At 57.1% G+C, this 13,817-nt stretch carries 13 protein-coding genes; all 13 read left to right on the top strand.

What is annotated here, in order from left to right; genetic code table 11:
* Positions 1–828, top strand: coding sequence for a phosphoribosylformylglycinamidine synthase subunit PurQ (locus KJB29_RS04880; RefSeq protein ID WP_215733618.1), 828 nt, complete (start codon positions 1–3; stop codon positions 826–828).
* Between the two features lie 59 nt (positions 829–887).
* Positions 888–2,288: an amidophosphoribosyltransferase gene (gene purF, locus KJB29_RS04875; RefSeq protein ID WP_004511904.1), complete on the top strand. Its 1,401-nt coding sequence runs from the start codon at positions 888–890 to the stop codon at positions 2,286–2,288.
* Between the two features lie 17 nt (positions 2,289–2,305).
* On the top strand, positions 2,306–2,854 hold the full coding sequence (pyrE, locus tag KJB29_RS04870; RefSeq protein WP_004511905.1) for an orotate phosphoribosyltransferase: 549 nt from the start codon (positions 2,306–2,308) through the stop codon (positions 2,852–2,854).
* 62 nt (positions 2,855–2,916) lie between these two features.
* The gene (locus KJB29_RS04865) at positions 2,917–3,594 is read left to right on the top strand and encodes a YkgJ family cysteine cluster protein (protein WP_215733617.1); all 678 of its coding nucleotides are present in this window, start codon (positions 2,917–2,919) and stop codon (positions 3,592–3,594) included.
* A gap of 54 nt (positions 3,595–3,648) precedes the next feature.
* Entirely contained in the window at positions 3,649–3,879 is a 231-nt protein-coding gene (locus KJB29_RS04860) for an exodeoxyribonuclease VII small subunit (RefSeq protein WP_215733616.1), read from the top strand.
* A gap of 44 nt (positions 3,880–3,923) precedes the next feature.
* The gene (locus tag KJB29_RS04855; protein WP_215733615.1) at positions 3,924–4,817 is read left to right on the top strand and encodes a polyprenyl synthetase family protein; all 894 of its coding nucleotides are present in this window, start codon (positions 3,924–3,926) and stop codon (positions 4,815–4,817) included.
* On the top strand, positions 4,817–6,694 hold the full coding sequence (gene dxs, locus KJB29_RS04850; RefSeq protein ID WP_215733614.1) for a 1-deoxy-D-xylulose-5-phosphate synthase: 1,878 nt from the start codon (positions 4,817–4,819) through the stop codon (positions 6,692–6,694). The genes KJB29_RS04855 and dxs overlap by 1 nt, the downstream gene beginning before the upstream one ends.
* Positions 6,695–6,770: 76 nt before the next feature.
* On the top strand, positions 6,771–7,064 hold the full coding sequence (locus KJB29_RS04845) for a J domain-containing protein (RefSeq protein ID WP_215733613.1): 294 nt from the start codon (positions 6,771–6,773) through the stop codon (positions 7,062–7,064).
* A 6-nt stretch (positions 7,065–7,070) separates the two neighbouring features.
* The gene (locus KJB29_RS04840; protein WP_215733612.1) at positions 7,071–8,351 is read left to right on the top strand and encodes a tetratricopeptide repeat protein; all 1,281 of its coding nucleotides are present in this window, start codon (positions 7,071–7,073) and stop codon (positions 8,349–8,351) included.
* An 83-nt stretch (positions 8,352–8,434) separates the two neighbouring features.
* On the top strand, positions 8,435–8,842 hold the full coding sequence (locus KJB29_RS04835) for an RrF2 family transcriptional regulator (protein WP_215733611.1): 408 nt from the start codon (positions 8,435–8,437) through the stop codon (positions 8,840–8,842).
* 156 nt (positions 8,843–8,998) lie between these two features.
* Positions 8,999–10,351 carry a cytochrome ubiquinol oxidase subunit I gene (locus KJB29_RS04830; protein ID WP_215733610.1) on the top strand — a complete coding sequence of 451 codons (1,353 nt, stop codon included), beginning with the start codon at positions 8,999–9,001 and terminating at the stop codon, positions 10,349–10,351.
* Between the two features lies 1 nt (position 10,352).
* Positions 10,353–11,381, top strand: coding sequence for a cytochrome d ubiquinol oxidase subunit II (gene cydB, locus KJB29_RS04825; protein WP_215733609.1), 1,029 nt, complete (start codon positions 10,353–10,355; stop codon positions 11,379–11,381).
* 573 nt (positions 11,382–11,954) lie between these two features.
* Positions 11,955–13,808, top strand: a complete 1,854-nt coding sequence (locus KJB29_RS04820) for a hypothetical protein (protein ID WP_215733608.1) — start codon at positions 11,955–11,957, stop codon at positions 13,806–13,808.
* Positions 13,809–13,817: the final 9 nt, after the last annotated feature.

Here is a 13,817-nt window from a genome sequence, read left to right as displayed (position 1 = left end):
ATGGCAAAAGCACGTGCACTAGTCATAACCGGTAACGGTACCAACTGCGAGACGGAGGCGGCCCACGCCTGCCGGCTCGGCGGCTTCGACGAGGCGGTCATTGCCCACATCTCCGACCTACTGTCCGGGGATATCCGGTTGGACGATTTCCACTTCATCAACCTCACCGGCGGTTTCCTGGACGGCGACGATCTGGGGAGCGCCAAGGCCCAGGCCAACCGTTTCCGGTACGCCAAGGTGAACGATCTGGCCGAACATCTCATCGATCAGTTAACCCGATTCATCGAGGCGGGGAAGCTGATCCTCGGGGTCTGCAACGGCTTTCAGCTCATGGTGAAGATGGGGCTTCTGCCGGCCCTAGACGGCGCCTATCTCAAACAAACCGCCACTCTGACCTTCAATGACTGTGGCCGCTTCCAGGACCGCTGGGTCTATCTCAAGGTGGATCCAACATCTCCCTCGGTCTACACGAAGGGGGTAGCAAAGGGGCTGTACCTGCCGATGCGTCACGGTGAAGGGAAGTTTGTCGTCGACGGCCCGGCCACCCTTGCCGCCATCGAGGAAAAACATCTGGCTGTTTTCAAATATTCCGATGCCACCTACGACGCCCCCACCATGGAATTCCCCCTGAACCCCAACGGGTCGGTGAACGCCATTGCGGCCCTTTGCGACGGGACCGGCCGCCTCATGGGGATGATGCCCCACCCCGAGGCCTTCGTCCACCGGACCCAGCATCCCCGCTGGACCCGCGAGGAGCTTCCCGAAGAAGGGGACGGCCTTGTCCTCTTCAAGAACGCTGCCGAGTATGTCAAACTAAACTTGCTGTAAAACCGCTGAAACCAGGCGGCTGCCACCGTGCAGCCGCTTATTTCGTGCATGGAGACGGAATGAAGCTTTACAGACCTACGGAAGAGTGCGGCATTTTTGGAATTTACGGACATCCCGAGGCGGCAAACCTGACCTACCTCGGACTTTACGCCCTCCAGCACCGGGGGCAGGAAGCCTGCGGCATTGTTTCCTCGGACGGACGGAGCCTCCACGTCCACCGGAGCATGGGACTGGTGGCCGATGTCTTCGGCGACCAGGCGATTTTCCGCAACCTCCCGGGTGAGGCGGCCATCGGGCACGTCCGCTACTCGACCACCGGCGACTCGGTCACCAAGAACGTCCAGCCCATCAAGGTCGATTATTCCCGGGGCTCCATTGCCGTGGCCCACAACGGCAACCTGGTAAACGCCCAGATGGTCAAGGACGAGTTGGAAGCGTGGGGCTCCATCTTCCAGACCACTATGGACACCGAGGTGATCCTGCACCTCCTGGCCTCCTCCAAGCAGAACGCCCTTGAAGACCGCATCGCCGAGGCCCTCGGCCGCCTGAAAGGGGCCTACTGCCTCCTCTTCCTGACCGAGACCCGCATGGTGGCTGCCCGCGATCCCCAGGGGTTCCGACCCCTCTGTCTCGGCAAGCTCGGTGACGGCTGGGTGGTCGCCTCGGAGAGCTGTGCCCTGGACCTCATCGAGGCCGAATTCATCCGCGAGGTGGAGCCGGGAGAGGTCATCGTCATCACCAAGGACGGCATCACCTCCCATTTCCCCCTCAAGAAGTCCGAGGCAGCCCCCTGCATCTTCGAATTCGTCTATTTCGCCCGTCCCGATTCCTACATCTTCGGCAAAAACGTCTATATGGTCCGCAAGGATTTCGGCCGGCAACTGGCCCGGGAGCACCAGGTGGATGCCGATATCGTGATCCCGGTTCCCGATTCGGGGGTGCCGGCGGCCCTGGGCTATGCCCAGGAGGCGGGGCTTCCCTTCGAACTGGGACTGATCCGCAACCACTACATCGGCCGGACCTTCATCGAACCCCAGCAGTCGATCCGCCACTTCGGGGTCAAGATCAAGCTGAACCCGGTGCGCGAGATCCTGGAGGGAAAACGGGTCGTGGTCATCGACGACTCCATCGTCCGCGGCACCACCTCCCGCAAGATCGTCAAGATGGTGCGCAACGCCGGCGCGAAGGAAGTTCATGTCCGGATTTCCTCCCCCCCTACCAGCTACCCCTGCTACTACGGCATCGATACCCCCACCCGGAAGGAACTCATCTCCTCGTCCCACACCATCGAGGAAATCCGCCGGTACATCACCGCCGATTCCCTCGGCTACCTGTCGGAGGAGGGGCTGCTGAAGGCAGTGGGGGCCGGTGAGAATCCCTTTTGCAAGGCTTGCTTCTCCGGCAACTACCCCATCACATTCCCTAAGCTGGCGGCTGCGCCCCAGCTGGACCTCTTCTGAAAGGAGCAGATTCGACCATGACTGACCGGGAGCGCTTGAAACAGATAATTATTGAACTCTCCTATGAAAAACGGAAGGTTACCCTCGCTTCGGGCCGCGAGAGCGACTTCTACTTTGACGGCAAGCAGACTACCCTCCATGCCGAGGGGGGGCTCCTGGTCGGCAAGCTCTTCTATGAAGCCATCAAGGACGTGGAAAATGTCCAGGGGGTAGGGGGGATCACCCTGGGGGCCGATCCCATCGCCACCGCCACCTCCATTGCGGCGTTTCTGGACGGACGCCCCATGCACGCCTTCATTATCCGCAAGGAGCCCAAGGGGCACGGCACCGGCCAGTGGCTCGAAGGGCGCAAGAACCTCCCCCCCGGGGCTCGGGTCGTTATCGTGGAGGACGTGGTCACCACCGGCGGTTCTTCCATGAAAGCAGTCCGGCGGGCCGAGGAGGAAGGGCTGGTCGTGCTCGGCATCGTTGCCCTCGTGGACCGTGAGGAGGGTGGCCGCGAGAACATCGAGGCGGAAGGGGTCTGGCTGAGAAGCATTTTCACCAAGTCTCAGCTTGTGGCCTGAAAAACGATTAGTGCATTGCGCAGAGAAGGCGGGCGTCCCCCGCCTTCTTTTTTTGAGGAGATATGAACAAGGTTCTCGACGAATACCACAAACTGCTCTCTGAAGTAGATCATTGGTTCAGCCTCTGCATTGCCCGTTCAGGCGAACACATCCGCTGCGCTGAAGGGTGTTCCGAGTGCTGTCGGGGACTCTTCGACATCACGCTCCTCGACGCATTACTCCTCAAGGATGGCTTTGGTCGGCTCGAAGCAGCTACTCGGGAAAAAGTGCTTATCAAGTGCCGGGAGCGCCTTGCCGGCCTTCAGCGGCTCTGGCCCGAGTTCACTCACCCCTATATTCTCAACTACCGCCCCGAGGAGGAATGGGAACTTCTCATGCCCGATGACGACGAGACTCCCTGCCCGCTTCTGGGGGCGGACGGCAGATGCCTCGTCTACGGGTTCCGTCCCATGACCTGCCGGCTCCATGGCCTGCCCCTCGTGGACCTGACGGGGGAGGTGCTCCACGATGAGTGGTGCACTCTCAACTACGTTGGCGGAGACCCCTTGGCCGATGCAGGGCTTCGGGGGGAGTTCACGAAGATATTCCGGGAGGAGGTCCGCCTCTTTCGGCACTTCTCGGAACGGCTCCTGGGACAGGAGTTCCGGGAATTGGACACCTTTATCCCGACCGCCCTCCTCATCGACTTCACTCGCTTTGACTGGCATCGGTTTGCTGCCGGCTTTAGTGTAACTCCTTGACGCAGCTTGGCTAATCAGTATAATAAACCTTCTTTTTTGTCGGAAAGGATGCCCATGGCCGTAGAGAAGTTCGAGACTGCCCTCAAGAAACTGGAAGACGTGGTGAACCGGCTGGAAAGTGGCGAACTGTCCCTGGACGACTCCCTCAAGGCTTTCGAGGAGGGGGTCAAGATGGCTGCCTTCTGCACGAAAAAGCTGGATGAAGCGGAAAAGAAGGTGGAAATACTGCTCAAAAAGAAGGACGGCAGTTTTGCCAAGGAGCTGTTCCGGCTCGAGGATGACTGAAACAAGCGATTATTGATTTACAATATCACGCAAAGCGAGTTCCCATGGACCTTAAAAACTATCTCAAAGAACGCTGTGCCATTGTTGATGAAGCTCTTGAACGCTCCCTGCCCGGTGAGGGGGACCTTCCCGTTTCCGTTCATCGCGCCATGCGCTATTCGGTTTTCGCAGGGGGGAAACGGATTCGGCCGGTTCTGATGCTCGCCGCCTGTGAGGCGGTGGGAGGAACTCCGGACTTGGCGCTCCCCGCTGCGTGCGCCATGGAGATGATCCACACCTATTCCCTCATCCACGACGATCTCCCCGCAATGGACGACGACGATTTCCGCCGCGGACGTCCCACAAACCACAAGGTTTTCGGCGAGGCAATCGCCATCCTTGCCGGTGATGCGCTCCTTACGGAAGCGTTCATCCTCATGAGCTCTCCCGAATACGCCGCAAAGGCCGGACATGCCCGTATTCTTCCGGTTATCCACGAGATCGGCATCTGTGCCGGTTCCCGGGGGATGGTCGGCGGCCAGGTGGTCGACATGGAGAGCGAGGGGAAAAAGGATATCGATCTGGCCACGGTCCAGTATATACACACCCACAAGACCGGCGCCCTCATGAAGGCTTCGGTCAAGTCGGGCGCAATACTCGGCGGAGCGGAAGGGGACGCCCTTGCGGCCATGACCCGTTACGGCGAGGCCATCGGCCTTGCGTTCCAGATTGCCGACGACATCCTCGATATCGAGGGTACCACCGAGCAGATCGGCAAGGATGCGGGAAGCGACGAGGCCCGGGGGAAAGCCACCTATCCGGCGGTCATGGGGCTTGCCGATTCCAAGCGCCGCGCCCAGGAGTTGGTGGATCTGGCCCTCGAAGCCCTTTCCCCCTTCGGCGAGAAAGCGGAACCCCTGCGGGAGATCGCCCGTTACATCGTATCCCGGAAATCGTAATGACAGCAATTCTCGACACCATCGAATCCCCCTGCGACCTGAAGGGGGTCACCCAGCGGGAGCTTGCACAGCTTGCCGCGGAGTTGCGGGAGAAAATCATTGCCGTCTGCGCCAGGAACGGCGGACACCTGGCTCCAAGCCTCGGGGTGGTCGAGTTGACCCTGGCGCTCCATCGGGTCTTCGATTCTCCGGCCGACAAGATCATCTGGGACGTGGGGCACCAGGCCTATGCCCACAAGCTGCTCACGGGCCGGCGCGACCGGTTCGCCACGCTCCGCACCCTTGGCGGAATCAGCGGGTTTCCCAAACGGTGCGAGTCCTCCCATGATGCCTTCGACACAGGGCACACCTCTACCTCCATCTCTGCTGCCCTGGGTTTTGCCGTTGCCCGAGACCTGCGGGGGGAGCGGAACAAGGTGGTGGCCGTCATCGGCGACGGCTCCATGACCGGCGGCCTCGCCTACGAAGGGCTCAATAACGCCGGGCACCTGAACAAGGACCTGGTCGTGATCCTGAACGACAACGAGATGTCCATTGCCGAGAACGTGGGAGCCCTGTCGAATTTCCTGAACCGGACCGTCACCAGCGAATTCGTCCATACCATGAAGAAGGACCTGGAAGGGTTCCTCGGCGGACTCGACCGCATCGGCCACGGGGTTCTGAAGGTGGCCAAGCGGGCAGAGGAGTCCCTCAAGGGGCTCTTCACCCCCGGCATGCTCTTCGAGGCCTTCGGGTTCGAGTACATCGGCCCCATCGACGGTCACGACACGGCCCGACTCATGGAGACCTTCGAGAAGGTGAAGCGTTTTGACGACGCGGTCCTGATCCATGTCCTGACCAAGAAAGGGAGGGGGTATCCTCCCGCCGAAGAAAAACCGGCGCTTTTCCACGGCGTTGGCCCCTTTGAGCTGGAAACCGGCAAGGTCATCAAGGGGAAGGGGGGCGCAGCCTCTTACACCGGCGTCTTTGGCGAGGCCATCAGAAAAATCGCTGCTGAGGACGAGCGGGTCATCGCCCTGACTGCGGCCATGCCCGACGGCACCGGGCTTACCCCCTTTGCCGCCGACTATCCCACGCGGTTCTTCGACGTGGGTATAGCCGAACAGCATGGGGTCACCTTTGCCGCAGGGCTCGCTGCCGAAGGATACCGGCCGGTCTTTGCCGTCTATTCGTCGTTCCTGCAGCGGGCCTACGACCAGGTCTTCCACGACGTCTGCCTCCAGAATCTTCCGGTTACCTTCGCCATTGACCGTGCCGGGGTGGTGGGGAGCGATGGGCCGACCCACCACGGACTCTTCGATCTTTCGTACCTGCGACATCTTCCCAATATGGTGGTCATGGCGCCCAAGGACGAAAACGAGCTTCAGCATATGCTCATCACAGCCATTGAACATGACGGGCCGGCGGCGGTCCGCTATCCCCGGGGCAACGGTTACGGTGTTTCCCTTGACCAGACCTGCAGTGCACTCCCCCTCGGAAAGGGAGAGGTTCTGAGGAGTGGGCGCGACGGTGTTCTTCTTGCCATCGGTTCCACCGTCTACCCGGCCCGGGAGGCTGCTGAAGCACTGTCCGCCGAAGGAATCGACCTGGCCCTCGTGAATGCCCGTTTCGTGAAGCCCCTCGACCGGGACCTGATCCTTGATTTGGCCCGGACCACCGGCAGGCTCATCACTGTTGAGGAGAATGTCGTCCAGGGAGGTTTCGGCACGGCGGTGCTGGAACTTCTCGAAGAGGAAGGAATCAATGGGGTCAAGGTTCTCCGCCTGGGTTATCCGGATCGGTATGTGGAGCAGGGGGAGCAGCACGAGCTGAGGGCCCAGTACGGCCTCGACGCCCCGGGGATAAGGGGTCGGGTTCGAACGTTCATGAAGGGATAAAACGAAGCCGGGGATTCCCCGGCTTTTTTCTTGCTTGCGAGTCCCGAGCGAATTCAGCGATCATGGAGTATCCGCGATGCGATATGCCAATCTCGTCAGAGCCCTTGAAATCTTCGGCCTTCCCGACCGCGTCACGTTGCGGGAGATCAAGGCCAGGCACCGGGAGCTTGTGCGCCGCCACCACCCCGACTCTGCGGGAGAGGGGGGCGATGCCGAGCAGATACGCCTTGTGAACGCCGCCTACGGGATTCTCCGCGAGTATGCCGAAAACTACCGCTTTTCCTTTGCGGAGGAAGAGTTCTACGAACAAAACCCCGAGGAACGGCTTCGGATGCAGTTCGCGGATGCCCCGCTCTGGGGCTCGAAATAGATATCGATGAGAAACCTGCCGGCCTGCATCCTTGTGATTCTCTGCCTTCTTTGCGCGGGAAAACCTCTTCTCTCCCCGGCTGCCGCAGCCGATCCCTTTCTCTATAACAAGTACGGTGTCGATCTCATCGAACGGGGTGAGCTCGAAAAAGCCATCGAACAGCTGGAAAAGGCGTACAGCCTATACTCATCGGATCCAATCCTGAAAGGGAACCTTGCCACGGCCTATGCCCTTCAGGGGCAGAGGCTCCTGGACAGGAAGTCCTATGCCGACGCGGCGGGGCAGTTCGAGAAGGCCCTGGTGCTTTTCCCCGATGAGCCCCGGTATCATCTCCTTCGCGGCATCGCCTTTACCCTGGCAAAGAATTTCCCCCTGGCTCGCCATGAACTTCAGCAGGCTCGAAACCTGGGGGGAGAAACTGCCGAGGGTCTTTATTTCCTGGGCCGGATTCACTATGAGGAGGGGGAAACGGACGAGGCCCTCCAGAACTGGGAGAAAGCGGCAGCCCTGGCGCCATCGGATCCCTCGCTCGCAAAGTTGCTGGAAAGGATGCGCCGCGAACAGGCCGTTGAAACCCGCATGGAGCGTGGCCACAGTTCCCGTTTCATCGTTTCCTATGACGCGGGGGAAGTGAAGACCGGCATCGCCCTCGATGTGCTTGATGTGCTTGAAACCGCCTACAACAGTGTCGGCACCGATCTCGGCTACTTTCCCGAGGCCAGGGTGCCGGTCATTCTCTATACGAAACGGGATTACCGGGAAGTGACCCGCTCCCCCAACTGGTCGGGGGGGCTCTACGACGGCAAGATCCGCATACCCATAGGAGGTCTGGTCGAGATAACACCAGATTTGCGGGCAACGCTGCGCCATGAATACACCCATGCGGTCGTACGTGACCTGTCCAGGGGCAACTGTCCTGTCTGGCTGAATGAGGGGCTTGCGGAACTCCAGGGGAGACAGGAGTCGAATCCTCCCTTGACGGAACTGTGGCGAGCGATCAGGACTGGCGGGTACCTTCCTTTGCGAAAGCTCGAAAATGGGTTCACCTCCCTGGGAAGCAGCGAGGTGCGCCTTGCCTATGAGGAGAGTTACGCGGTGGTGAATTTCATGGTTTCCTCATACGGGTGGCATCGAGTGAGGGGAATCCTGACATATCTAGGGGAGGGGTTGTCGGTCGGCGAGGCGATCAGCAGGGGGCTTGCCGATCTGGGGCTCGACTATGACGGCGTTTTCGGCGAATGGCTGGAATACATGAAGCGTGAGTATGGAGGCGAGAAGCAGGGATAAGTAATTTATGTGCGAGAAAATATATTGACAGGTCTGAAAGCTTTAGGTATAAAAGGACTAAATTGGTCTTATAGGTGCTATTTATGATGGAGCTTACACGAAAAGGCGAATACGCAATCAGGGGAATAATTCATCTGGCCCAGTTGCCGCCGGGGAAAGTGGCGCTCATCAGCGAGATCGCCGAGGCAACCGATGTTCCGCAGACGTTTCTGGCCAAGATACTGCAGAGTTTCGCCAAGATCGGCATCGTTCAGTCGTTCCGGGGGGCAGGGGGGGGATTCATGCTGGGTCGTTCCGCCTCCAGGATCACTCTGCGCGAAGTGGTGGAGGCGGTGGAAGGGCCTATTTTGCCAAATCGCTGCCTGATCGGTTCAGGGACCTGTGAACGGGACAGCACCTGCGGCGTCCATCCGGTTTGGAGGCAAGTGCAGCAACGGGTCGTGGAGATTCTCGACGGAGTAACCATTGAAGATCTTGCCACGCACAAGTAGATAACACAAAATTTTTTTGCCCTCATACAGGATAAATTTAGTCCTGTATAGTATAATAATCAGAAAATTGTGTTTATGGTTATGAAACAGATTGAGGCTTCCTACCGGCCGATACTGCCCATACACGCACTCCACTCTACCAGGAGGTAACGACGGATGGACGTACTAACCCTCAGCAGGCTGCAGTTCGCAGCGACAACAATGTTCCATTTCATCTTCGTGCCCCTCACCCTTGGTCTCTCCATCCTTACGGCGTACATGGAGACCAGGTATGTGAGCACAGGAGATGAAACCTACCTCAAGATGACCAAATTCTGGGGAAAGCTGTTCCTGATCAACTTTGCCCTGGGGGTCGTCACCGGCATTACCCAGGAGTTCCAGTTCGGCATGAACTGGGCCGAGTATTCCCGCTACGTCGGGGATATTTTCGGCGCGCCGCTTGCCATTGAAGCAACCGTGGCCTTCTTCCTGGAGTCAGTCTTCATCGGCGTCTGGATCTTCGGGTGGAACAAAATATCGAAGACTGCCCACGCGGTCAGCATCTGGCTGGTGGCCATCGCCACCAACCTCTCGGCCCTCTGGATTCTCCTGGCCAACGGCTGGATGCAGAAACCGGTGGGCTATGTGCTCCGTAATGGCCGTGCCGAAATGGTGGACATCATGGCCGTCATCACCAACCCCTACGGCCTCATCAAGTTCGTTCACACGGTCGGTTCCGGCTACATGGTGGCGGCCTTCTTCGTGATGGGGATTTCCGCGTGGCACCTGCTCCGCAAGAGCCGGGTCGACTTTTTTGTGCGATCCTTCAAGATGGGATCTGTTTTCGGCTTGGTCTCCGCGTTGCTTGTTTTCGGTTCAGGCGATTTCCATGCGGTGGAAATTGCCAAGACCCAGCCCACCAAGTTCGCGGCCATGGAATCGGTATGGGAGACCCAGAAGGGTGCCGGCATGAACCTGTTTCTCCTTCCCGATCCGGAAAATGAGTGTAACGCCATAGAGCGCTTGTGTATCCCGAACATGTTGAGCATGCTCGCTTTCCATGATCCAACCGCCGAGATCAAGGGGTTGAAGGACTTCCCGAAGGAGCTCAGACCGCCGGTACAGCCCACCTTCTGGAGTTTCCGCCTCATGGTGGGGATGGGCACCTTCACGGCCCTGGTTTCTCTTGCCGCCGTGATCCTCTCGCGGATGAAGAACCTTGAAAACAAGACCCTCTTTTTGCGGCTCATGGTGCTGGCCCTGCCGCTTCCTTACATCGCCGCCCAACTGGGATGGGTCGTCGCCGAAATGGGGCGGCAGCCCTGGATCGTGTACGGGGTGCTGAAGACGTCCGATGCGGTTTCCAAGGCGGTAACATCGCCCCAGGTGATCGGCTCGCTGGTGGGATTCACACTCCTCTATGGCCTGCTGGGTGCCATCGATATCTATCTCCTGGCAAAGTACGCCCGCAAGGGGCCTGACGACGATCTTTCCGGCATCATCAAACCGGCGACGGTAAGGGAGGCATAACATGGAACTGCAGATTATCTGGTTCGTGCTCTGGGGAGTTCTCTGGGCGGTCTACTTCATGCTCGACGGATTCGTCTTCGGCACCGGAATCCTCCACAATGTGCTGCCCCGCACCGACGGCGAGAAGCGGGTCCTCATCAATACCATCGGTCCGGTGTGGGACGGTAACGAAGTCTGGCTCATCACCGCGGGCGGCGCCACCTTCGCGGCATTTCCCACCACCTATGCGCTCATGTTCAGTTACCTCTACACGGCGCTGCTGCTCCTGCTCTTCTCGCTGATAGTTCGCGGGGTATCGTTCGAGTTCCGCGGCAAGCTCGAAGGGGAGGGGTGGAAAAAGGCGTGGGACGTGGCGATTCAGGTATCCAGCTTCCTGCCGGCGCTCCTTTTCGGTGTGGCTTTCGGCAATATATTCAAGGGGCTTCCCATGGACGCCGCCGGCTACCAGGGATCTTTCATTTCTCTCCTCAACCCCTATGGGCTTCTGACCGGCGTCCTGTTCGTGCTCCTCTTCACGGTTCACGGTGCCCTCTGGCTGTCGGTGAAGACCGTGGGCGACCTGAGAGCCCGGGCCAAGGGGATTGCCGACAAGACCTGGCCGGCGCTGCTGGTGGTTGCGGTGGCGTTTCTGGCCTACACGAAATTCGCCACCAAGCTTTTCGACAATTACCTGGCACATCCTTTCCTCTTTGTTGTACCGCTCGTGGCCGTTATCGCCCTTGTGGGGATCCGGCTCTTCTCGGCCAAGGGGGCGATGCTCATGGCCTTCGCTTCGTCCTGCGTGACGGTGCTTGCGGTTGTGGCGACCGGTGTCGTCGGGCTTTTCCCTAACCTGATCCCTTCGAGCCTCGACCCGGCCTACAGCCTCACCATCTACAACTCGTCATCGAGCCCCTACACCCTGAAAATCATGACCGTCGTGGCGTTTATCTTCGTGCCGATCGTCATTGCCTACAAGATATGGGTATACAGGGTCTTCAGGGCGCCCGTTACCGAAGCGGATGTTCTGGGGGACAAACAAGCCTACTGACCACCTTTCTTCAAAAAAACGCGTCTATGTGGTTGAAAGAGCCTGCGATTGCGGGCTCTTTTTTTCCGTTCAATCCTACGTCTTTCGGCGCTTGGCGTGGGCTTCATTCAGAGACTCGGATACCCCTTATCTGCGTCGATAAAATTTTCCTTTGAAATATCGCATAAATGAGGATTGTCTTACTTGTTTGACAATAACCTCACAATCCATTAGTACGACGTCATCCACGGGATAGATCAGTACACTCGCCACCCTCTTGGCAGGTAAGCCATGTCTTATGATTTAGACACATTTTAGGATTCGGGGCATTTCAGGTTGAAATGGAGTTTGTTTAATGGAAACAATTAGTTTTGTTTGTCAAGTCGCTCAAGGCAACTAATCGTGTCGCAATCGCTGTACATTGTACTGAGAAAATTCTAACATGCAAATTCGTTGCGCCGAAGACGACCAACTGTAACCACTAGAAATCCTTAAGTATTATAAAAATATAATCGATGTTGCATACCTCTTGCATTTAGGGTGGAAAGGCATGGCATACAGCCTTGCCACAAAAACATCTACAGGAGGTATGTTATGAGTACGTCGAAGAATCGCTTGGTGGTGTTGTTTGCTTTTGCCCTCACGTTCGGGCTCGCGTCACAGGTCATGGCGAATCCGACCAACACTGCAACCGAGTCGGCACAAAGCCAGACGGCTACGGCTCAGTCGACATCCGCCGGCGAAGGGGTTTCCGCCAATGAAGGCTCCACGTCGGTTGGTGTGAATGACACATTGAACGGTAATGCGACCTCTGATATTGCCAACGACAAATCCACAAATTCATCAACCACGACCACTGATTATCAGAACGACAAGTCTTCAACGGCGACCACTGATTACCAGAACAACAAATCGACCACTAACACAGCAACTGATAACTTAAATGACAAATCTACAAATACCGATACCACCACCACCGATTATCAGAACAATAAATCTACTACTTCCACACAAACCGCCACTGATAATTACAATGACAAGTCTACTGCTAATTCCGACCAGAACAACAACAAGTCTACCAACAACGCCGACCAGAACAATGACAAATCGACCAACAACGCCGACCAGAACAACAACAAATCTACAAACGCAGATCAAAACAATAACAAATCTGTGAATACTGACAATTCAGATCAGGCTAACAACAAGTCTACCAACTCCGATCAGAACAACGACAAATCGACCAACAACGCCGACCAAAACAACAATAAATCTACCAATGCAGATCAAAACAATAACAAATCTGTGAATACTAACAATTCAGACCAGGGTAACAACAAGTCTACCAACTCAGATCAGAACAACGACAAGTCGACCAATAACGCCGATCAGAATAACAACAAGTCAGTGAATACCAATAACTCAGACCAAAATAATAACAAGTCGACCAACAATGCAGATCAGAATAACAACAAATCAGTTAATACCAACAACTCCGACCAGAACAACAATAAGTCGACCAATACGACCCAAACCGACTTTAACAACAACAAGTCTACCAACACGAGCCAGAGCGATGTGGCCAACGACAAGTCACAGAATGACGTCGGCAACAATAAGTCGACCAATACGAGCCAGGCCGACGTGGCAAACAACAAGTCTCAGAATGACGTCGGCAACAACAAGTCGAATAATCAATCCGACTTTAATAACGACAAGTCGAATAATCAGTCCGACTTTAATAACAACAAGTCAAATAACCAGAGCGACGTGGCCAACGACAAGTCCCAGACTGACGTCGGTAACAACAAGTCGAATAACCAGAGCGACTTTAACAACAACAAGTCCCAGAATGACGTTGGCAACAACAAGAGCATCAACGTATCCCTCACCGATTCGCTCAACGGCAACGATCTGAGCGAGAACAACCTCACCGCATCGGGTACGGGCTCCGCGGCGATGAATGATGTTGGGACTGCGACGATCACCAACACCACCACAACCGACAGCTACAACGACAGTTCCGATAGAAGCGTGAACGCCGTAGCCGCTGAGAAGGGGGTTGCCGCCGTTAACTCAACTGTAACCACCAACAACGACTCGTTCAACAACAGTAGCTCGAGTGATGCGGACAACGCCAGTGCATCGGCCAACAATGGCTCCACGGCAAACGTGGACAACAGCATCAACAACTCCTTCAACGATGACCACAGCACCACTGTCGGGAATGTGAGTTTGGCCGTTTCCAACAGCGACTTGAACGCAACTGTTAGCGGCACCCTCAACGCCGGCCCGCCGACTGGCTCCTATGTCTCCGGTGCCAACAGGGTCGACAGTAGTGCATTCAACAACGTCAACGGCATCACGAACGTCTCGCAAAACACCGGCGCCATGTCTTCGATCCAGCAGTCGGTTAACGTTCAGGGCAACGTCAACGTTACCAAGTAGGTGCGGTTA

This window comes from Geobacter grbiciae (assembly GCF_018531165.1).
In the GTDB taxonomy this organism is placed as follows: Bacteria; Desulfobacterota; Desulfuromonadia; order Geobacterales; family Geobacteraceae; genus Geobacter; species Geobacter metallireducens.
Note: the sequence above shows the minus strand (reverse complement) of the source record. Positions and strands in the feature narration are given on the sequence as shown.